Origin of the sequence: Sphingobacterium sp. SGG-5 (assembly GCF_011043525.1) — a bacterium.
Classification (GTDB): Bacteria; Bacteroidota; Bacteroidia; order Sphingobacteriales; family Sphingobacteriaceae; genus Sphingobacterium.
Map to the genome: position 1 here is coordinate 253,703 of NZ_JAAKGO010000002.1, position 20,503 is coordinate 274,205.

The 20,503-nt window shown below is 45.4% G+C and carries 18 protein-coding genes; 4 read left to right on the forward strand and 14 right to left on the reverse strand.

Annotated features, from left to right (window positions below; genetic code table 11):
* Positions 1 to 17 precede the first annotated feature (17 nt).
* The 13 genes from nuoF to G5B30_RS03430 all read right to left on the reverse strand — a co-directional run bounded on the left by nuoF (position 18) and on the right by G5B30_RS03430 (position 13,554).
* A complete protein-coding gene (gene nuoF, locus G5B30_RS03370) occupies positions 18 to 1,373 on the reverse strand; it encodes an NADH-quinone oxidoreductase subunit NuoF (RefSeq protein ID WP_165318549.1) in 1,356 nt (451 codons plus the stop codon).
* Between the two features lie 5 nt (positions 1,374 to 1,378).
* Positions 1,379 to 1,906, reverse strand: coding sequence for a complex I 24 kDa subunit family protein (gene nuoE, locus G5B30_RS03375; protein ID WP_165318550.1), 528 nt, complete (start codon positions 1,904 to 1,906; stop codon positions 1,379 to 1,381).
* Positions 1,899 to 3,134 (reverse strand): NADH-quinone oxidoreductase subunit D, encoded by a 1,236-nt coding sequence (locus G5B30_RS03380; RefSeq protein ID WP_206366999.1) that lies wholly within the window; start codon positions 3,132 to 3,134, stop codon positions 1,899 to 1,901. The genes nuoE and G5B30_RS03380 overlap by 8 nt, the downstream gene beginning before the upstream one ends.
* 11 nt (positions 3,135 to 3,145) lie before the next feature.
* Positions 3,146 to 3,649 carry an NADH-quinone oxidoreductase subunit C gene (locus G5B30_RS03385; protein ID WP_165318551.1) on the reverse strand — a complete coding sequence of 168 codons (504 nt, stop codon included), beginning with the start codon at positions 3,647 to 3,649 and terminating at the stop codon, positions 3,146 to 3,148.
* Positions 3,642 to 4,196 (reverse strand): NADH-quinone oxidoreductase subunit B, encoded by a 555-nt coding sequence (locus G5B30_RS03390; RefSeq protein ID WP_165318552.1) that lies wholly within the window; start codon positions 4,194 to 4,196, stop codon positions 3,642 to 3,644. Before G5B30_RS03390 ends, G5B30_RS03385 begins: the two co-directional genes overlap by 8 nt.
* 92 nt (positions 4,197 to 4,288) lie before the next feature.
* Entirely contained in the window at positions 4,289 to 4,669 is a 381-nt protein-coding gene (locus G5B30_RS03395; RefSeq protein ID WP_165318553.1) for an NADH-quinone oxidoreductase subunit A, read from the reverse strand.
* Positions 4,670 to 4,808: 139 nt separating this feature from the next.
* Positions 4,809 to 6,374, reverse strand: a complete 1,566-nt coding sequence (locus G5B30_RS03400) for a sulfatase family protein (RefSeq protein ID WP_165318554.1) — start codon at positions 6,372 to 6,374, stop codon at positions 4,809 to 4,811.
* Positions 6,375 to 6,619: 245 nt separating this feature from the next.
* Positions 6,620 to 6,823: a hypothetical protein gene (locus tag G5B30_RS03405; protein ID WP_165318555.1), complete on the reverse strand. Its 204-nt coding sequence runs from the start codon at positions 6,821 to 6,823 to the stop codon at positions 6,620 to 6,622.
* Between the two features lie 8 nt (positions 6,824 to 6,831).
* Positions 6,832 to 7,599 carry a DeoR/GlpR family DNA-binding transcription regulator gene (locus G5B30_RS03410; RefSeq protein WP_206367000.1) on the reverse strand — a complete coding sequence of 256 codons (768 nt, stop codon included), beginning with the start codon at positions 7,597 to 7,599 and terminating at the stop codon, positions 6,832 to 6,834.
* Between the two features lie 85 nt (positions 7,600 to 7,684).
* On the reverse strand, positions 7,685 to 9,658 hold the full coding sequence (locus G5B30_RS03415) for an OmpA family protein (RefSeq protein ID WP_240903083.1): 1,974 nt from the start codon (positions 9,656 to 9,658) through the stop codon (positions 7,685 to 7,687).
* A gap of 16 nt (positions 9,659 to 9,674) precedes the next feature.
* Positions 9,675 to 10,685: a PorP/SprF family type IX secretion system membrane protein gene (locus tag G5B30_RS03420; RefSeq protein ID WP_165318556.1), complete on the reverse strand. Its 1,011-nt coding sequence runs from the start codon at positions 10,683 to 10,685 to the stop codon at positions 9,675 to 9,677.
* A gap of 39 nt (positions 10,686 to 10,724) precedes the next feature.
* The gene (locus G5B30_RS03425; RefSeq protein WP_240903084.1) at positions 10,725 to 12,266 is read right to left on the reverse strand and encodes a gliding motility-associated C-terminal domain-containing protein; all 1,542 of its coding nucleotides are present in this window, start codon (positions 12,264 to 12,266) and stop codon (positions 10,725 to 10,727) included.
* Between the two features lie 46 nt (positions 12,267 to 12,312).
* Complete coding sequence (locus G5B30_RS03430; protein WP_165318558.1) at positions 12,313 to 13,554, reverse strand: hypothetical protein; 1,242 nt, start codon at positions 13,552 to 13,554, stop codon at positions 12,313 to 12,315.
* 407 nt (positions 13,555 to 13,961) lie between these two features.
* Here G5B30_RS03430 and G5B30_RS03435 point away from each other — a divergent pair, with 407 nt between their 5' ends.
* Genes G5B30_RS03435 through G5B30_RS03450 form a run of 4 tightly spaced genes read left to right on the forward strand, consistent with a single transcriptional unit; the run spans position 13,962 to position 18,655 of the window.
* A complete protein-coding gene (locus G5B30_RS03435; RefSeq protein WP_165318559.1) occupies positions 13,962 to 14,891 on the forward strand; it encodes a glycerophosphodiester phosphodiesterase family protein in 930 nt (309 codons plus the stop codon).
* Positions 14,892 to 14,896: 5 nt separating this feature from the next.
* Positions 14,897 to 16,258 carry a sn-glycerol-1-phosphate dehydrogenase gene (locus G5B30_RS03440; RefSeq protein WP_165318560.1) on the forward strand — a complete coding sequence of 454 codons (1,362 nt, stop codon included), beginning with the start codon at positions 14,897 to 14,899 and terminating at the stop codon, positions 16,256 to 16,258.
* Between the two features lie 19 nt (positions 16,259 to 16,277).
* A complete protein-coding gene (locus tag G5B30_RS03445; RefSeq protein ID WP_165318561.1) occupies positions 16,278 to 17,762 on the forward strand; it encodes an MFS transporter in 1,485 nt (494 codons plus the stop codon).
* 20 nt (positions 17,763 to 17,782) lie between these two features.
* Complete coding sequence (locus tag G5B30_RS03450) at positions 17,783 to 18,655, forward strand: HAD-IIA family hydrolase (RefSeq protein WP_165318562.1); 873 nt, start codon at positions 17,783 to 17,785, stop codon at positions 18,653 to 18,655.
* Between the two features lie 63 nt (positions 18,656 to 18,718).
* Here the strand turns inward: G5B30_RS03450 and G5B30_RS03455 are convergent, their stop codons facing one another.
* Positions 18,719 to 20,503: a tetratricopeptide repeat protein gene (locus G5B30_RS03455; RefSeq protein WP_240903085.1), complete on the reverse strand. Its 1,785-nt coding sequence runs from the start codon at positions 20,501 to 20,503 to the stop codon at positions 18,719 to 18,721.

Below are 20,503 nucleotides of genomic sequence, written 5' to 3' on the forward strand. Positions count from 1 at the left end.
TAAAAAAATCACCTTCCCTATTGTGCTACAGGCTCCAACGGGTCGGCATAGTGTGCCAATCCGTAATTATGCTGTTGTGCCTCTTCGCGGTGCGTGATATGCCATTCAAATTCGTCTCTAAAATGCCGTATGGCAGCAGCCACCGGCCACGCCGCCGCATCGCCTAAAGGACAGATTGTATTTCCTTCAATATTACGTTGTATGTTCCACAACAGATCAATATCTTCCATCGATCCCTGTCCATGCTCGATTTTGTGAAGAATGTTTTCCATCCAACCCGTACCTTCACGACAAGGCGAACATTGGCCACAACTCTCGTGGCGATAGAAACGCGTAAAGTTCCACGTATTGCGTACAATACATTGATCCTCATCAAACACAATAAATCCACCCGAGCCCAACATCGTTCCACTTTGGAAGCCACCATCCGCAAGCGACTCATAGGTCATTAACCGATCGCCTCCGGTCAGTGTTTTCGCCACAAGGTTTGCCGGCAAAATCGGCACCGAGGATCCTCCTGCAACTAACGCCTTTAGACGTTTACCGTTGGCAATACCGCCACAATATTCGTCGGAATATATAAACTCCTCTACCGGAACACCCAATTCTATCTCATAAACGCCCGGCTTATTGATATTACCACTCGCTGATATCAGCTTTGTACCCGTACTCCTATCGATTCCAATCTTGGCATATTCTTCGCCTCCATCATTTATAATAGGTACAGTCGCTGCTATAGATTCCACATTATTGACAACTGTCGGACAGCCGTAAAGCCCAGATACGGCCGGAAATGGAGGTTTGATACGGGGGTTTCCCCTTTTTCCTTCCAACGACTCCAATAAAGCCGTTTCCTCACCACAGATGTATGCACCTCCTCCAGGTTGTACATACAGCTCTAAACTATATCCGGAGCCTAATATATTCTGTCCGAGTAAGCCCGCGGCTTTTGCTTCAGCAATTGCTTTTTCAAGGATACGGATCTGAGGCATCATTTCGCCCCGCACATAAATATAGGACGTATGGGCACCCAATGCATAGCTCGACACGATCATCCCTTCAATCAGGATATGTGGGATATGCGTCATCAGATACCTGTCTTTGAATGTTCCCGGCTCCGATTCGTCAGCGTTGCAGACCAAATAGCGCGGAACACCCTCTGGCTTCGCCAAAAAACTCCATTTCAAGCCCGTCGGGAAGCCTGCGCCACCGCGCCCCCGTAGGCCAGATTTCTTGACCTCCTCCAGCACATCTTCGGGCGACATTGACTTCAACGCCTTTTCTACGGCCCGGTATCCTCCCTGTTGACGGTAAACCGCCAAAGTATGTATGTCCGGTACGTTGATATGTTCTAATAATAACTTGCGACCCATAGTGATTAAGCTTCGTGTTGTGCTTTATTTCGTAAAGTGTCGATCATCTGGTCCACACTTTCCTCCGTTAGGTTTTCATAAAATGTATACTCCGGGCCAATTTGTAATACCGGACCATAACCGCATGCTGCCATGCATTCTACCCCGCGCCAGGAAAATAACCCATCCGTCGTTACCTCATTCTCCCTGACACCCAAGCGCTGTTCGATATGTTTCATAATACGTTCTGCCCCGACTAAACAACAAGGACCTGTACGGCAGACCTCCAATGTATATTTCCCACGAGGTTCTAAAAAGTACATCGTATAGAATGTGGCCACTTCATATACTTCTATTGGCCTAATATTCAGATATGCCGCCACCGCATCCATGGCTTCGGTACTCACCCATCCATATTCGGCCTGCACGAGATGCAAGACGGGGAGTAAAGCCGATTTTTGTCTTCCCTCGGGATACCGGCTTACGATTTCTCCAAACTTAGCTAACAGTTCGGCGGAGAATACAACGGGTTGGTTTTCTTTTATACTAAGCATCTAACTCTCCTGCAATAACATTTAAACTACTCATATTGATAATGGCATCGGATAGTAACATACCGCTGCTCATTGGTGCAAACATTTGATAATTTACAAAAGAGGGTCTCCTGAAATGCAGACGATAAGGTGTACGTCCACCGTCATGAATCAGATAAAACCCCAACTCCCCATTTGCACCTTCAACGGCATGATACACTTCAGATATCGGTGTTTCCCACTCGCCCATTACTATCTTGAAATGATAGATAAGCGCCTCCATATTATTGTAAACCTGTTCCTTCGGCGGCAAATAAAATTCCGGAACATCGGCATGGAAAATACCCGCTGGCTCTTTCGCTATCTTTTCTAAAGCCTGTTCGATAATGTGCATGGATTGCCACATCTCTGCATTACGTACCATGAAGCGATCGTAAACATCGCCATTGGTACCGACAGGTACTTCAAAATCAAATTCTTCGTAAGAACAATAAGGCGCTACTGCCCGCACATCATAATCTACACCTGTTGCCCTTAAGATCGGTCCTGACCAACTGTAGCTTAATGCCTGTTCGGGTGTCACCGCGGCGACGCCTGCGGTACGTTCGATAAATATTCTATTGCGGACGAAAAGCTCTTCAAATTCTCTCAATACTGGTGGATAACGGTCCAGGAATTCTCTGATCTTGCGGAAGGCGACGTCGTTGAAATCGCGCTCAAAGCCTCCGATCCTCCCAATATTTGTTGTCAGACGCGCTCCACATATTTCCTCAAATATTTCGTAGATAAACTCGCGCTCCTGCATCACATACAAGAAGCCGGAGAAAGCCCCCGTGTCAACGCCTAAAATACCATTACAGATGATATGGTCTGCAATCCGAGCCAACTCCATAACGATCACACGCATATATTGTACTCGCTTAGGAATCTCAATATTCAGCAACTTTTCCACCGTCATGTGATAGCCCATGTTGTTGATGGGTGATGAACAGTAGTTGAGCCTGTCCGTCAGCGGTGTAATCTGGTAGAAGGGCCGATGCTCCGCTATTTTCTCAAATGCCCTATGAATATATCCGATCGTGGATACAGCACTGACGATACGCTCGCCATCCATCTGACATACGTTCTGAAACACACCATGGGTCGCCGGATGCGTAGGCCCGATATTCAGCGTCGTCAATTCCTCTTGGGGATCATTATCAAAAAAGACGGGGTTATTAGGCGTTATTTTTGTTATGGAATTGCTCATCTTTTCCGTATTTATCGTCCAAAATAAAAATCTTTTTTATCCACCCGGTTTGGATCTTCCAGTGGATATTCCCTACGCATCGGAAAAACGTCCAGCTCATCCATATTCAATATACGCCGCAAGTCGGGGTGGCCTTCGAATACGATACCAAAAAAGTCATACGTTTCTCTTTCCATCCAATTGGCACCTTCCCAAACGGAGGTTGCAGTTGGGATAGTCGGCTGGTCGCCATCGATAAACACTTTGATACGTACCCGTACATTCTGAAACAGGTTGTGTACATGGTATACGACAGCAAATGGCTTTTCTTGTCGCGGATAATGCACAGCAGTAATATCCGTCAGATAAGTAAACCGAAGCCTTTCATCATTTTTCAAAAAAGAAAGAAGCGCAATAATATGCTCTTTCGTCGTTGTTATAGTCAGCAACCCGTGGGGCTCACCGACAAGGCCAATTCGTTCTGCAAACTGCTCTTGAAGAGACCTCCAAATACCCTGATTGTCTAACTTATCCATTATCTGTTTGTATTCCGTATTTTTCCAACAATGCTTTATACTCAGGTGTATTTCTTCTATTTAGGGATTCACTTTTGACAATTTCCTGCAATTTCAGCACACCATCTAAAATAGCCTCGGGCCGGGGAGGGCATCCCGGAACATATACATCTACCGGAATAATTTCATCAATTCCCTGTAGGACAGAATAGGTGTCGAATATACCCCCGCTTGAGGCACACGCACCCACTGCGATCACCCATCTCGGTTCGGCCATCTGTATATAGACTTGTTTTAATACCGGAGCCATTTTCTTCGCAATGGTGCCCATCACCAGCAACATATCCGCCTGACGCGGAGAAAAGCTCGGTCGTTCGGCACCAAAACGGGCCAAATCATATGTAGATCCCATCGTCGCCATAAATTCAATGCCACAACATGACGTGGCAAAAGGTAGCGGCCATAGGGAATTTGCTCTCGCCAAGCCTATAACTTTATCTAAAGAAGTCGCAAAAAATCCAGCTCCTTCTACTCCCGGGGGGGCTTCAGCTAACGTAACCTTACTCATAGTTCATATCTCTTCATTTCCAAGCCTGTAACGGGCCAATATAATATTTTATTCCATCGCATCGCAACCTCACGATTATATTTAGAATCAATCTAATCCCAATCCAAGGCTCTTTTCTTAACGACGTATATAAACCCAAGAAGAAGAAGTCCCATAAAAATGAACATTTCGATCAGTCCCTCCATCCCAAACTCTCTAAAGTTCACTGCCCACGGGTACATAAATATGACCTCGATATCAAAAATTACAAATAGGATCGCCACGAGAAAATATTTGATTGAAAAAGGCTGTCTCGCATTTCCGACGACTTCGATACCCGATTCAAATGCCGTGAGTTTGTTTTTCGTTCTTACTTTAGGTCCCAATAAATGGGTCCCGATAATCGTCGTCACACCAAACCCCGCAGCTACTGCCAGTTGAATAAGAATAGGGACATAATCTATGGGCAGATCCTGCCCGTTTAAATTCTCCATAATGAGTTTATAGTACCAATTGTATGTACAAAAATAAAAAAATTTATCCGACAAAAAAAGGTGCTATATCCTTCTGCACCGCCGTATGAGCGCGCAAGAGCGATGTAGAATGTAAAATCTTTATGTACAGATAGATTCTCTAATGCAATTCCAGTTCTTTAACCTCATTACGGGCGTTACCCCGTAACTCCCCATACAACTTCCTCATCTCCTCCAGTCTGTTCGGCTCCTGCTCCGCCAGGTTGTTCTGTTGGCCGACATCTTCTCTGACATTGTACAGTTGATACTTATCCGAATTCCCAAGCTCGATGTTCACCTGTCTGTTCAACGCAGCTCCCCGGTACGGAGGTACCATCACCCAGTCTCCCTGCCGAAGGAATGTCTTGGAATTGGCCTCCAATACCAAAGCATCACGACCCTGCTGCGATCTGCCCAGCAGCACGTCCAGATAGTCACGGCTGTCGGCATCCTGGATCGACTGCCCGGTCAGCGCTGCAAATGACGCCAGAAGATCAAGCTGGCAGACCACCGCATCCGATACCTGGGGTTCTACCCTCCCTTTCCAATATACCACAAACGGTACACGGGCACCCGCCTCATAAAGACTGTATTTTCCGCCACGCAGCGGCCCGTTAGGACGATGTTCCCCTACCTTCTCTACCGCATCGTCATAATAGCCGTCATTCAGCACCGGGCCGTTGTCGCTCGTAAAGATAATCAACGTGTTTTCCAGCAGTCCCTCTTCTTCCAGCGTCTTTAAGAAGGCCCCCACACTGTGGTCGGCCTCTACGATAACATCCCCTCTCGGACCCATAGCCGTAGAGCCCACAAATCGGGGATGGGGCGTGCGGGGCACATGCGGCTGCTGCATGGCATAGTAAAGAAAGAAAGGTTCCGATTTATGCTTCTTTACAAAAGATTGTGCCTTAGATAGGAACGTATCGGCCATATCCTCATCCACCCATCTTGCCCTGTCCCCTCCTTTCATATAACCGATACGCGGGATACCGTTCACGATGCTCTGATTGTGACCGTGGTGCCACTTCATCTTCAGCAGTTCCGGATTGTCCAGACCGGTAGGCTCACCTTCGAAATTATGATCGTAGCTGACCTCGATGGGATCTTTGGCATCCCGACCGACCACATGACCGTCCTCAATGTATACCGTAGGTACCCGGTCCTGCGTAGCCGCCATAATAAAGGATTCGTCGAAGCCTACTTCATTCGGTCCAGGACTGATGTGACCGTTCCAGTCCACATGACCACTACCCAGACCCAGGTGCCATTTCCCCACAACACCGGTCCGGTATCCCGCCTGCCGCAGTATCTTGGGCAGGGTCTGCTGGGCCGTGTCGATCAGCAAGGGAGCCGTACCCGGCAATATCTTTGCATCGCTGTTGCGCCAGGGATATACGCCCGTCAGCATTCCGAAACGGCTCGGCGTGCAGGTCGAGGAGGTCGCATAGCCGTTGGTAAAACGGATTCCCTCATTGGCAAGCCTGTCCATATTCGGCGTAGGGATACCCGTTGCCCCGTAAGCCCCCACATCGCCATAGCCCAGATCGTCCATATTTATAATGACAATATTTGGCAGGCTTGTCTTATCATTGGCTTTCTCCGAAGAATGGTTGCCAATAAAAGAGGAAGTTACCAACCCCACGCCAACACAGAGCACATACCGGAGTATAGATTGTTTGTTTTCCATTGTTTTTATTATAATATGGTATATCAGTTACATTATTGTCTCACCATCAGTTCCGCTTCCATCTATTATAACACTTTTTGTCCAAAATTTTTCTTAATTTGGCCCTCGGAAGCAATCGCCTACGTGGTGCAAGCAATTGGTTCTACGTCATAAACTGTTACTCCCGCCTTAGAAGCAATCGCCTGCGTGGTACAAGGAATCGGTTCCACGTCACAAACCGTTACCTCCGGCTCGGAAGCCGTTACCTACGAAGCGCAACCCGTTACTTCCGATACGGAAACCGTTTTCTGCAAGGTGGAAGCCGTTGCCTCCGGCTCAGAAGCGATTACCTGCGTGGTGCAAACAATCGGTTCCACGTCACAAACCGTTGCCTCCGGCTCAGAAGCAACCGCCTGCGGAGCACAAGTAATCGGTTCGCATGCTCTATTTCCGCTTAAAAACTGTTGCATAATCATTTTCAGGCAACAATCACTTCGACACCATGTTCCTCAAGTAGCTGCTGCATCGACGAAGAAATTCCACGGTCCGTTACGACAATATCGATCTTATCCACATCACATATTTTGCCAAACCCCTTTCGTCCAAATTTCGAAGAATCGCAGAGTACGATGGTCTTGAGCGAAACGTCCATCATCGCGCGATTAAGTTCGGCTTCCTCAATATTAGACGTCGTCACACCAAACTCAGAATCTATGCCATCTACACCTAAAAAAACCTTCGAGCAGGTGATATTTTTTAAAAAGCTCAACGTATAGCTTCCGATAACTGACATCGAACTGCGGCGCAATGTACCTCCAAGCTGCGACACATGCACATCTTCCATTTCACCCAATATCGAGGTCGCCTGGATAGAAGAAGTCACCACCCTCAACTGACCCTTTGGCTCAATCTGTTCGGCAAAAGCACATATTGTCGAGCCCGAATTGATGATAATCGAATCATCCTCCTCAATTAACCGCGATGCGGCAATCCCTATAAGCTGCTTTTCCTTAATTTTTATCTTTTCTTTCTCCCTTACGTTTTTGTCTGCAATATGAGGATTAACAGGACTGGCACTTCCATGCGTACGATAGAGTAGGCCCTTCTCCTCTAATGCTTTAAGGTCTTTCCGAACCGTAACTGTGGTGACATCTAACTTTTTGGCGATATCTATTACCTTTACGAATCCTTCTTTATGAAGTGTATTCAATATATATTTATGCCTTTCAGCTATACTCAAAATCATAATAACCTTTTTTATAAACGGAAAAACCGCTTAAAAATAAAGATACTAATTGATAAACCCAGCATAACGATGTAGGAATACCATGTTAATAATCCAGCACTTCTATCTCAGTCCGTCTATTAGCTTGATGTTCGGTTACACTACATGGCACGCCGTCAGCACATTTATTAACCAAACGTGTTTCTCCATAGCCCTTGGCTACCATTCTGTCTCTTGCAATCCCCCGGGTAACCAAATAGTCCACAGCAGCCTGAGCACGACGCTGGGATAGGGATTCATTATAACGATGCGAACCCCGACTATCCGTATGGCTGGAAAGTTCTATCTTCAGTGTCGGGTTGTCACGCATGGTGGCCACTAATTTGTCCAGAATCAATGCTGCATCCAAGCGGATATTGTGTTTATCAAAGTCGTAATAAATATTCTCCAAGACGAATTTATCTCCTACATGGAATATCGGCTGCAGGTTCAACGTCAAACGAACCGTCGTATCTCGGCTTGGTTTCAGGCCCGCGAATAACAGTGAATCCGGAAAAAAGCCCTCTTTCTCACCATATAAGCGGTAATCTATGCCGGGCTCGGCCATAAAGCTTACTTTTGCCCGACTATCGCTCTGGCTTTTCGCTACGATCTCACCTTTCGGACCGAAAAGTGTTACTGTAGATTCTGGCAGTAATTCACCGTTGGCTTTATTCTGTGTCACAGCCTCCAGCATAATCGTAATCCACGGGCGAGTGTAGTGGAAAGAATAGATATCATCCGAGCCTACTCCCCCGGTACGGTTGGAAGATAGATAACCTTGGCTACTCTCATCCGCCGAGGCCGTTACAAAAAAAGAGAAGTCATCTGAAGCGGAATTAACAGGATACCCCATATTAACAGGCTTGCTAAAACGGTTCTTTTCCCCTGTGGAACGGAAGATATCCAGTCCACCCATACCGATATGTCCCGTACTCGAGAAGTAAAGCGTCTCTCCGTATACATTTGGAAACATCTCATCGCCGCTCGTATTAACCTCCGCACCAGCATTCACGGGTTTGCTCCAGTTGCCGTCTGGCAGTAATTCACTGTACCATATATCTACCCCGCCATAACCGCCCGACATATCCGAAGCATAATAAAGGACTTGCTCATCCGCACTCAATACCGCATGTCCAAGGGAATAGGATGTCACATCGTTGTGTGCAAAACTTTCCTCTTGCCACCCGTTTTCTGTCCTGCGGTAGAGGAGAAGTTCAAGATTATAACGCTTCCATTTGGTACCACCGGCAAGGAAATGCTCGGTTTCGGTATCCCCCGGATTTGTACGTGTTACATAAAGGACATCCCCGGTTTTATTTGTCGATACGGGTCCCACATGAAAAAGGGACTGGTTAAACGACTCGGGCATGATGCTGGCGTGTGACAAAGTCTGGTCACCATGACGTTCTACCGCATAGATGCGGAGATACGCATGTCCGGTCATACCGCTTTTATCAGACAATAAGCTATTCGGTTCGCCGACATATAACGCGCCCTTATTCGTTGTAATCAATCCAAATTCGGCCAAAGAAGTATTCACTTCTGTTTCGTTGTGCAACCTATGGTTTGTCGGCTGCTTCATCCACGATATTGCCGAATCTGCGCCCGCAATCGCTCGCCGCAATCTTTCTTCCTCTCCATATTTGGTAATATATTTTCGGTATTCTTCTTTTGCCTGGGCATACTTGCCCAATTGCTTCAATACATCGGCATATTTGAGATGGGACTCCTTGCTCGCATTCGATTCACGCACCACCCTTGAATACCAATTTTCAGCCAATCCATATTCCTTAATATAAAGGTAACTGTTCGCTAGGTTCTCCATGTCCTTCACACGAGGCTTTTTGGTATCTAGCAGTCGCTCATAAGCGGCGGCGGCATTTGCATACTCCATCCGTTCATAATATAAGGCTGCACGGGCCCGGCGGGAAAGCTGTTCTTGTGCCCATGTATTCTCTATACATAAGGTCAGACAAAGGCCTAAGCACAAAAACTGTAAAATCGTATATTGAAATATGGTCATTCTCTCGTCCTCCATTTTTATCGTTAATCCATTAGAAGTAGCGCGGACTTAAAACCTGCTGGCCGGTACGTCCAAAGGTAACACCCAATGTGACCTCGTGAGTACCTCCTTGTAATCCTGACATCCGATTCAGCATATGGTCATAGGAATAACCGATGCGAACCTTCGGGCTAACGTAGAACTGCGTGATGCCGCTGAAAGAATTAAATGCGCTCAATTTGTTGGGCGATTGGTCTTGGTATTCCCTATGGAATAGACGGGCGCGCGTGCGATACCCACCTCCGATCCAAAACCTTCCGTTGAAGATCAACATCGCATTCACATCTAAGGTCGTAGGTCCACGGAAATCGTCCTTGACCAACAGACTGGGTCGCAGCAGCAAACCTTCTTCCAGCTCAAAAAGAGCCCCTGCTATGAGATATCCATGCACTTTGCGGTAAATACTTTCCAGCGCATTTTGATTAAACTGAAAGTCTTCACCGATTGCTGTTCCGGCGAATAGATCCTGTATAGATACACCGGCATACCAGCTCGGATTGCTGTAATACACACCTAATCGGATATCGGGCCGCCAAGTTACGAGCTTACCTTCAGGAAGAAGCTCATCGCCATAATCCAAGGGATCCAACTTATTACCATCAAGACCATACTGCGTCACCCCGCCGGCAATACCCAAAGCCAAACGGTGTTCATCATATTGATCCAGCTGTAATCTTAGGGCATAATTTGCATAAGCACTCACCGCTGCCTGAGCACCGAGCTTATCCCCTGTAATCTGCAGACCGACTCCATGACGTCGGCCTACTGGATCCAGCACTCCGTCGATAGACAGTGACCCTGTTTTTGGAGCCCCGTTCCAACCCGTCCATTGACTACGCAATCCCAACTGGCCAAACCACTCTTCCTTATAACCTGCATAGGCCGGATTCACGCTGATCGAATTGAATATGTACTGCGTAAATTGGATATTTTGTTGGGCGAGCACACTTCCTCCCAATAAAACCACCAGACTGATTCCAAAATATTTTATTCCTTTTTTCATCACATCTTTTATTTCTTCAAATAATATCCCTCCTCATTATCATTTACGCTTAATCAATACATGTCCTTTAAATACGCGTTCTTCCCTGCCCTTTATCGCACGGATGATCGGGAAATACGTGCCTTCATTCAGTCCAAGACCCTCCCATTCATCCTTATAGTCCACGTTACGGTACACCTCATTACCCCAGCGGTTTATGATCACAATCTCGATCCTGTCGTACCCCTCGCGCCCGACAATAACCAGTCGATCGTTCTTACCATCCCCATTCGGCGTGATCACATTCGGTATATGCAGCTCCCGCGGCAGTACGGTGACCCGTACGAATGCTCGTGCCGTCAGGCCATTCTCGTCCGTAATCTCGTATTCAAAGATATCTTCGCCTAAGAAACCATCGTCTGGTGTATAGGTCACACTACCATCCGCATTGACGGCAACACTTCCGTTGGATGGGGGAGATACGATGGTTACAGATCCACGATCGATCGCGCTGGAGCCGGGAATATCGTTTTCCAATACATTTATTGTGATATCGGCACCATATTCCAATGTACCTTCATCATCGGTAGCCGTAGGTCCAATCTGTGTGAACTTCGTAAACCATGTGCCGGACAGTGTAGGTCCTGCCACGGTCTGGATGTCTTTCCGAGTATGTATGCCGGGGCCATCGAGGGTAGTCACATCACCTATCCAGTTGCCTGCATCGGCATTCTGCACAATTCGGGCTGATGCGTCCACATAGGCTATACCATTGGTCAAACTGTTGTGGCTAAGGGTGTAATCCATCCGCATGGACCGGTCGGCGAATATATTCCAAACCCGATCCATACCCATAGTCTCATCCGTAATATTTAAGCTAGAAACGGCGTAGCTGTTGACCGAGACATGCAATCTCGAAGAAGCTAACTCCGGAGTCAGACGTGCCGGCGTGTAGTTACCCTGCGCTACCCCCAATGGAAACACAAAACTTTCTGCTATGGTGTAATTCTTGATCATATGTCCGGTCAGCTTGTCTCCTGTTACCACCATACGGTTGAGGTTATAATTCAACAGATTGCCGGCATCGGACAACTCCAGGTCAAAGCCATTGAGATAAATACTTGCTCCATCCACGCGCAGGTCCAAGGATTTGCCTATTTTGAGTGCCGCCAAACGTGCGGCATCACCCGATGCACCGGCATAATCTGTCACGTGTATGTCTGTCAACACCAAACCGTCCTTATTATCTAATACGATATTGATATCGATAAAAACTCCATCATTACCATCGATATGTGTAGCAGCATCGGGCCAACCTTCATAAAAAGGATTATCGCCTGGACTGTGGATATACAGTATCCCACTGCCCGAAATCTTGGCTGTAGGTGCTATCCAGATATTACGGCTATAGATATGCACTTCACCATGGATCTGCCAATCGGCATCGGGACCAACATACAGACTCTCCGCATAGACAAACTTATAATTGCCCGTACTGATGTATTCCTGACCGTTGCTTGTTTCATAACTGCCAGCACCGGACTGTGCCATCAGATGGTAGCTAGTCAATATTCCAACCCATATAATTAGCCATTTTTTCATCTCATACATCTTTGTAGGTAACCCTCATTCTAACACGTCCTAACAGTTACTCATTATCTTCCTTGACTGCGAATACGATATTCATAAATGATCGTTCTGTAACGTCTACACCAGCCGCGACAACATAGGTCATTAGGCCATCTGAATCAATAGATACCGACGTAAATACAGTGGGGTCATACCAGGTTACATAGTAGTGCAACTCCGATGATGGTAATACCGGCAATAAAGGTGCTGATGGACTACTCGGCCTTGTAGACCCAAATTGTATATTGTAACGACCATACAGTGTGATGACTCCCGTATGTGTACCATCGTCAAAGCTATCGCCCGCCAGCTTTCCTGAATTTGCTGCATTCAACTGTGCCTCACTTATCGGCACCATAAGCGAAGGCATATAAAAAAATTTAGGCATGGCTGCTTTTAAAGTTTTCAGCACACCGTCCGCGTCGGCGACTACCACTTTGTCAGTTACAGTTCCTGTTAAGGAGCCGATATCTCTCACGCGGAGGTTCCCGTCGCCAACATCCAATTTTTCAGTAGGGTCATTGATCCCTATTCCCATGTTACCCTCTCCTGTAATTCTTGCTTTTTCGGTAGCAAGGGCACCATTGCCACTACTAGTATTGAACAATATAGGAGCTGAAGTGGTTGTGGCATGTGTGCCTATAGTAAGATCAGCAGCATCTCTTCCTGCATAAATCTGTGCTGAACTTTCAGAATATGCTTGAATACTTAGAACGGACTCATCTCCATCACCATCTTTATCGGGGGCAATAAAGGACATACTCGCTTCCTGATAGGGAGAGGTATCCAACGCTCTTTGAACAATTCCAGAATGAAGAGACCAGAAGGTCTCTTGATTCTTTCCCAGGATCGTAAGTTGATTACCATCTAAAGTCACTGTGCGATCTGTTGTGAGCGTTCCGTCAGCGTTATAGATATTTGTCAATTCAGGCAAATCATTAATGGAAGCTATCCGCACCCACTGCGTACCATCATTATAATAATACCCAGGGGTTACCGCTGTCGCTCCAGAGCCTGCTGTCGCTGTATTATACACCGTCATCCCGGCCACGTGGGCAGATAATGGAGCCGCATCCGATGTTTGTGTCAATTTGATACGACTATGCAGTAATCCCTTATTTGCACTCGATAATTCCAGAATGGCGTCAGTATTTGCGGAAATACCATCTCCATCCGTTCCATCTGCTAATTTTTGCTGTGCCGTCGCTACGCTGGCCAAAAGAAAAAGAATAATTGCTAATCCTAGGTATTTTTTCTTCATAACTTTAAAAGTTTTACAGTTAATGACTATGTGAGGTCATCGTTGGCAAAGATAACAAGCTTGCTTTATTCGTCCTGTAGGCCTTTATCTACAGACCTCGAAAGATTTTTAATGTGTGGCAATAGTTCTACAACTAAAGGGCCTACAAATGAAAATCGCTTAAAAATAAAAATATTAATTTATAAATCAGCACGATAGTAGACGATTTCAACATTCTTCCTGATTACGATAAACACCTATTTTTAACTAAAAGAAGTGCCGTTACTTCTTTTTCGTTTGGTTGCAATTAATAATCATTTCGAAATCTATATCTTTCGATTTGTTTTTATTTTTCGTTTTCTTTTCTAAATTTGTATATTGAGAGGATTTTTATTAAAAAAGAATAAACCGAAGATAAAAATATAGGTATGAAGTTTTTAAAAAAATTATTGAGCAGATCTAAATCCAATTATTTGCTATGGGTGGTAACTTTTTTGTTTCTCCCAAACATAGGTGATGCACAATCTAAAAAGCCGGAAAAAAAATCCAACTATCTCAATTTTCATAATGTGGAAGAACTACAGGGCTTTTTCAACTATAAAAATGATGGCAGCATCATCATAAGCGGGCATCGAGGGGGTATAGATTTCCCCGAGAATAGCTTAGAGGGTCTGCAAGGTGTATTAGAGACCATGCCGGCTTTTTTTGAAATTGACCCTCGCCTCACGAAAGATAGTGTTATTGTGTTGATGCACGACGCTACATTGGATAGGACTACAACAGCTACGGGAAAGCTTTCCGATTATACGTATGCCGAATTAGCGTCGGTGAGATTGAAAGATGCAAAGGGAAATGTCACCGATTATAAAATACCAACATTGGAAGAGGTCATCCGCTGGAGTAGGGGTAAAACGGTCATCAATTTGGATAAAAAAGACGTTCCGATGTATATGATTGCTGAGCTGATCAAGAAACACAAAGCTGAAAAACATGTCATGTTGACCGTTCACACGGGGGCACAGGCCCGATATTATTATGATCGCTTCCCGAACATTATGCTTTCGGCTTTTGCCCGAAATGCAAAGGAATATGCCGATATGGAAATTTCAGGAGTACCCTGGAAAAGTATGATCGCTTATGTAGGGTGGACAATCGATGAGAAAAACGAAGCTATCGTGAAGAAGCTGAGAACAAAAGGTGTAAGGTGCATGATTTCTGTCGCTCCCTCTCATGACAAAATCAAGATTTCTACGGAACGGGACAAACGTTACCTAGAAGAGATAAACAAAAGACCGGATATTATCGAATCGGATCTTCCAATAGAAGTTTGGAATGTTCTAAACAGCAAAAATTTTTAAACAACATGTCGACAAAAGTAGAGGCTGCGTTGCAGGCAGCGAGTGAAACCAAAGATCTGCTCATAGGAAGCAACATCCTTTATCAAGTTCCTGAATTATTCAAGTCATATTTTGGAAAAAGCAAAGCTGTGATCGTCGCAGACAAGACGACGTATGCCATAGCGGGACAGGAGGTTTACGAATTATTGGAGAAGAGTGGTATACCGCAAGAACCGCCTTTCCTATTCGACGATCCTGAATTATATGCCGAGTATAATTACGTAGAACAACTATCCGCATCATTGGGCCACCATGACGCAATGCCCATTGCCGTTGGTTCCGGCACGATAAACGATCTTACAAAACTCGCTGCACATCAAAACGGCAGGCCATATATGTGCATCGCCACAGCAGCCTCCATGGATGGCTACACGGCTTTCGGTGCGTCGATCACGGCACATGGCGCTAAACAGACTTTCACTTGCCCTGCTCCCAAAGTCTGCGTTGCCGATCTCGAAATCATTCGGAAAGCACCTGAAGAGATGACTGCTGCCGGATATGCGGACCTATTTGCTAAGATGACAGCCGGAGCGGATTGGATATTAGCCGACAGCCTACAGGTGGAGCCTATAGATCCACAAGCTTGGAGCATTGTACAGGGTGGGCTGCATGACGCGCTTTCTGACCCGGCAGGTGTACGGCAGGGAAATGTGGCGGCTATACGAGAACTGATCAGCGGGTTGATGTTAGGTGGATTTGCGATGCAATGGTCAAAATCCTCCCGACCGGCTTCCGGTGCTGAACATCAATTCAGCCACCTATGGAACATGGAGCACCACACAAATAACGGTGCACCTATATCGCATGGCTTTCAAGTAGCCATAGGCACACTGGCCATCACCGCACTTTATGAAGAAGTGCTAAAATATCCGTTTGACCAGCTGGATATTGCGGCGTGCTGTGCCGCATGGCCTTCGGCAGAAAAACTGGAACAAGAAGCCCGGGAGCTGTTCCAACATACAGACTTCCCCGACATCGGTGTACAGGAAACGCGTGCAAAATACATAGACGCAGCTACATTAGCGCAACAGTTGCAACTGTTAAAAGACAGCTGGCCTACTATTAAAGAAAGATTACAAGCTCAACTTGTCACTTTTGAAGAGGCCAAAAATCGGCTTAAAACGGTCGGTGCCCCCTATGAGCCGGCACATATCGACTTATCAAAAGCGTATTTGAAAAAAACTTTTATCCGAGCACAATATATCCGCCGACGTTTTACTATCTTGGATTTGTTAGTTCGAACTAACACATTAGATTTATTTCTGGATAAACTATTCGGAAAGGGCGGTGTTTGGGAATTGAAGCTGAATAACCCCGTCAGCAAATAATAAACCTTAATAAAACAATATGAAAGAGGTCACATCTTCTCCAGAAACGTCTAAGACATTCAAATACTGGCAAACACGTACTATTATTGCTACCATGATAGGTTATGCCATCTTCTATTTTGTGCGTAAAAACTTTTCTTTTGCCATTCCGGGACTGACAGCCGAATACGGCATTACAAAAACAAGTTTTGGGATTATCATGACGTTGGTTACGATTGTTTATGGCGTATCACGATTTCTGAATGGCATCTTAGCAGATCGTTTCAACGCCCGCTACCACATGTCAATAGGGTTACTTTTATGTGCCGTTGCTAATTTTGCTTTTGGTTTTGGCACCGATCTCAGTACCTTGTTTACCGGACAAACGAGTGGGCCAATGTTTACCAACACGATGGTGCTTCTGTTCGGTATCATCCTGATTTCTAACAATCTTTTTCAGGGAAGCGGTTTTCCGCCTGTCGCGCGCTTGCTGACCCACTGGATACCGCAAAACGAACTGGCGACCAAAATGTCGGTATGGAATACCTCTCATTCCATCGGAGCGGCCTTAGTCGCCATTCTTGCGGGTTACATCATGGGCACATTGGGCACCAATATGAGCAATAATCCAGAGGTAGTCGCAGCGATTGCGGCAAACCTCAATGTGGACCTTTCAGATTCCGAACGCATGAAAAGTGTACTGGAGTCTGCCTCACATTACGGCGCCTGGAAGTGGTGTTTTTGGATACCTGCAGCAATAGCTTTAGCCGGGTCTATCGGACTATTCTTAGGGCTGCGTGACACGCCATCCTCTGTAGGATTAACGGAATTGCACAAGATTCACAAAAAAGGGAAGAATTCATCTGCTGAATTTAAGGCTTTCGTTCGTAAAGCCGTTTATCGTAATAAATGGATATGGATCTTAGGGGTTGCCAATTTCTTCGTGTATGTCGTTCGTTTTGCTGTACTGGATTGGGGACCGACATTTTTAAAGGAAGCGCATGGCATGACATTGACCGATGCGGGATGGACAGTAGCCGTTTTCGAAATTTTCGGCATTGTCGGTATGCTTGCCGCTGGATGGGCAACCGATAGGTATCTTGGAGGAAAAGCACACCGTACGTCTTTATATTGTATGATAGGTGTCGCCATATTCATGACTCTATTTTTATACTTACCAGATAGCACACCATCTTGGGGCATGATATTAACCTTGGCGACGTGCGGATTCTTCATCTATGGGCCACAGGCCTTGATCGGCATCGCCGCGGCCAATCAGGCGACCAATAGAGCTGCCGCCACTGCCAATGGTGTAGTAGGTTTATTTGGTTACGCAAGCGGCCTCGTATCTGGCTTTGGAATCGGTTTTATGGTGGACACCATCAATAAAGTAAACCCCGGAAGAGCTTGGGACTATGTTTTTATGATGATGATAGGTATGGCCGTGCTATGCGTATTTATCTTTGCGCTGATGTGGAAAGCCAAGGCGCATGGCTATGAAGAAGAAGGATTGGAAGAAAACTAAAAAACACGAACAATTAATACATGACAGCACACTCTTATACGGCCAGTGCAAAACTGGATACTACGGATAAACTATACAATTGTTTAAAAAACATCAAACATATCGCATTAGATATGGATGGCACTATTTATAATGGCAGGACCTTATTTCCTTTTACAATCCCCTTTCTTTCCAAATTGAAGGAGATGGGTATCGGATATTCGTTTTTAACCAACAATCCGTCAAAAAGCACTTCCGATTATCTGATTCATTTATCGGGGATGGGGATAAAAGCGGTAAAGGAAGAAATGTATACTTCGGCTCAGGCTACAATAGCTTATATAAAAGCGCAAATGCCTCGGGCAAAAAGACTCTTCATCCTAGGCACCCCCAGTATGATTAGCGAGTTTCAGGAGGCTGGGTTTAGCTCTACGGCTGACGACGAAGAGGATGTCCCGGATGTTGTTGTTGTCGGCTTTGATATGTCTTTGACTTATACACGGCTATGCAGGGCTTCCTGGTGGGTCTCTCAGAAAATCCCGTATATAGCGACCAACCCAGACCGGGTCTGCCCGACAGATAGGAAAACTATTCTGGTCGATTGTGGTGCAATATATACCTGTATCGAACATGCGACCGGCCGATTTCCAGATATCGTCATCGGGAAGCCAAACCCCAGTATGTTGGATGGGATTTTGGACCGTTATAAGCTGAAATCTTCTGAAGTTTTAATGGTAGGCGATCGGATATATACCGATGTCAAGATGGCGCAAAATGCGGGAGCGGCAGGCGTTCTTGTCCTCTCGGGTGAGACGACGATGGATATCGTTGGGCATTCGGACACCGTACCCGATATTATCGCCCGAGATCTCGCAGAGCTGGAAATAATGCTTATTGAAAGCAGGCTTTCGTGATCTTTAAGAAAAAAGGGAACCCTTCTCTGGATTCCCTTTTTCTATAAACAAACGAATATGCAATTAGCTCTTTAAATATTCAATATATGCCTTCGCAAACTCATCATTAGGTGCAACCTTTACAGTCTCTTCAAATGATGCTAATGCACTTGCATAATCTTCTTTCGTTACATGATAATAGCCGATATAATTGTATGCATCAACCAAATAACCGCGCTCGGCATCTGTCAGTTCTTTCCCTTGAAGCTGCTTATCCTTCAATAGTTGTGTCAACTGCGTGAAAGCGGGAACAAACAAGCCTTTACATAGTTCAGGCGTCTCCGGATTGACATTATCTAAGGAAATATTAACGTAACCCGTCAAATAAAGTGCTCCTGCCAAATACTCATCATACACCTTTTGATCGTTAGACTTAATGATGACATCAAAAGCCTTTAACGCATTGCGGAAATCCGGCATATAAGACGCTGTATCTACAGGGGTCACACTCGTTGAGTCGCCCTGTGCTGCGGCTGTAGCCGCTTCTTTTTTGGCTACTCCTGAACGGAAACTCGCATTTCCCAACACATAATTTGCCTCATAATAATAATCCGTACCCTTTTGCTTCGCAGGCACACTTAATATGGCCGATGCTACATCATAGTTTCCCTGTTGGAATGCCAACATACCTGCAGATCCAATTTCAGGCATAATTTCTGGATTTTTTTCTAACGCCTTAGCTAAATATGGAACACCTTTATCGGCTTTCCCTGTCTGAATATTGGCGAAACCAGCAAATAGATAATCGATATCAATTAAACGGCTTGTATCGGCTTCCGCAAATAACTTGTCAAAATATTCTGCCCCTTTTTCGAAGTCACCATCCTGATTGACAGCAATCAAACCCAAATAACGGTATACCTTAGCATCTACACCTGGGGCATTCGCCAATTGAAGAGCTACATTCTTCAGCTCCTCATATTGTTGTCCCCATACCAAGAAGTCAGCGTAACGCACATTAGCCTCGACCGATTTATCACCGGTAACCTGTAGATATTGTTTATAATAGTCTACCGCCTTTTTGATTTCCGATTCGTATTTTGCCTTTTCTTCGTCTGTATTATCAGGAAGCGTTTTAGCTAACTCCAATTGTGTCTCTGCCAATTCCCGATAAATCGGTCCAAAGCTGGGGTATTCCTTTGCTTTCTCCGATAGGTTCTCCAACGCTACGTCATAAGCCTGTGCCCGGCGTTGGATAATAGCTTGTCCAACATGTGCCCTTACCAAATTGGGATCCAAATTTAACGCATCTCGGTAATTCACATAAGCATTACTTGCTTCTCCTTGTATCCCACTGTAAGCATCGCCTAATCCTACTAAGATTTCAGGATCTTTCAGATTCTTAGCTTTTGCTTGCGTGAGATAATCAATTGCCTTCGCATAATCTGGCTTCGGCGCATCGATATAAGCTCGGCCGATATAGTATAAAGGAAGATAATCTTTTTTCTTCAGATCTGATGTAGCACTAACGAATTTTTGTTCGGCAGCAGTTTCATTTCCTTTTTCCAAATCAACTATACCCATACCGATTTGATTCAACGTCTCTTTCGGCGCATTCGTTAGGCCTTGGCCAAATATTAAGGCCGCCGAATCAACTTTCTCGTTGATCAGATATATTTGACCTAAATAAAAGTAATTCTCACCATCCTTTGGCTTTTTATCTACCAATGTCTGCAGCATCTCTTTTGCCTTATCATATTGCTCCGCTTCCATAGCTGCTTTTGCATCTTTTAATCTTTGTGCTGTAGCGGAACCGACTACGGCTCCCACCATTAAAAGACTCAAAAATAATTTACCTTTTGTCATCAT

Bases quoted from the DNA above. Each gene is read 5' to 3' on its own strand.
- nuoF (WP_165318549.1), bottom strand. From the start codon at position 1,373: ATGGGTCGCAAGTTATTATTAGAACATATCAACGTACCGGACATACAT.
- nuoE (WP_165318550.1), bottom strand. From the start codon at position 1,906: ATGCTTAGTATAAAAGAAAACCAACCCGTTGTATTCTCCGCCGAACTG.
- G5B30_RS03380 (WP_206366999.1), bottom strand. From the start codon at position 3,134: ATGAGCAATTCCATAACAAAAATAACGCCTAATAACCCCGTCTTTTTT.
- G5B30_RS03385 (WP_165318551.1), bottom strand. From the start codon at position 3,649: ATGGATAAGTTAGACAATCAGGGTATTTGGAGGTCTCTTCAAGAGCAG.
- G5B30_RS03390 (WP_165318552.1), bottom strand. From the start codon at position 4,196: ATGAGTAAGGTTACGTTAGCTGAAGCCCCCCCGGGAGTAGAAGGAGCT.
- G5B30_RS03395 (WP_165318553.1), bottom strand. From the start codon at position 4,669: ATGGAGAATTTAAACGGGCAGGATCTGCCCATAGATTATGTCCCTATT.
- G5B30_RS03400 (WP_165318554.1), bottom strand. From the start codon at position 6,374: ATGGAAAACAAACAATCTATACTCCGGTATGTGCTCTGTGTTGGCGTG.
- G5B30_RS03405 (WP_165318555.1), bottom strand. From the start codon at position 6,823: ATGCAACAGTTTTTAAGCGGAAATAGAGCATGCGAACCGATTACTTGT.
- G5B30_RS03410 (WP_206367000.1), bottom strand. From the start codon at position 7,599: ATGATTTTGAGTATAGCTGAAAGGCATAAATATATATTGAATACACTT.
- G5B30_RS03415 (WP_240903083.1), bottom strand. From the start codon at position 9,658: ATGGAGGACGAGAGAATGACCATATTTCAATATACGATTTTACAGTTT.
- G5B30_RS03420 (WP_165318556.1), bottom strand. From the start codon at position 10,685: ATGAAAAAAGGAATAAAATATTTTGGAATCAGTCTGGTGGTTTTATTG.
- G5B30_RS03425 (WP_240903084.1), bottom strand. From the start codon at position 12,266: ATGAAAAAATGGCTAATTATATGGGTTGGAATATTGACTAGCTACCAT.
- G5B30_RS03430 (WP_165318558.1), bottom strand. From the start codon at position 13,554: ATGAAGAAAAAATACCTAGGATTAGCAATTATTCTTTTTCTTTTGGCC.
- G5B30_RS03435 (WP_165318559.1), top strand. From the start codon at position 13,962: ATGAAGTTTTTAAAAAAATTATTGAGCAGATCTAAATCCAATTATTTG.
- G5B30_RS03440 (WP_165318560.1), top strand. From the start codon at position 14,897: ATGTCGACAAAAGTAGAGGCTGCGTTGCAGGCAGCGAGTGAAACCAAA.
- G5B30_RS03445 (WP_165318561.1), top strand. From the start codon at position 16,278: ATGAAAGAGGTCACATCTTCTCCAGAAACGTCTAAGACATTCAAATAC.
- G5B30_RS03450 (WP_165318562.1), top strand. From the start codon at position 17,783: ATGACAGCACACTCTTATACGGCCAGTGCAAAACTGGATACTACGGAT.
- G5B30_RS03455 (WP_240903085.1), bottom strand. From the start codon at position 20,503: ATGATGACAAAAGGTAAATTATTTTTGAGTCTTTTAATGGTGGGAGCC.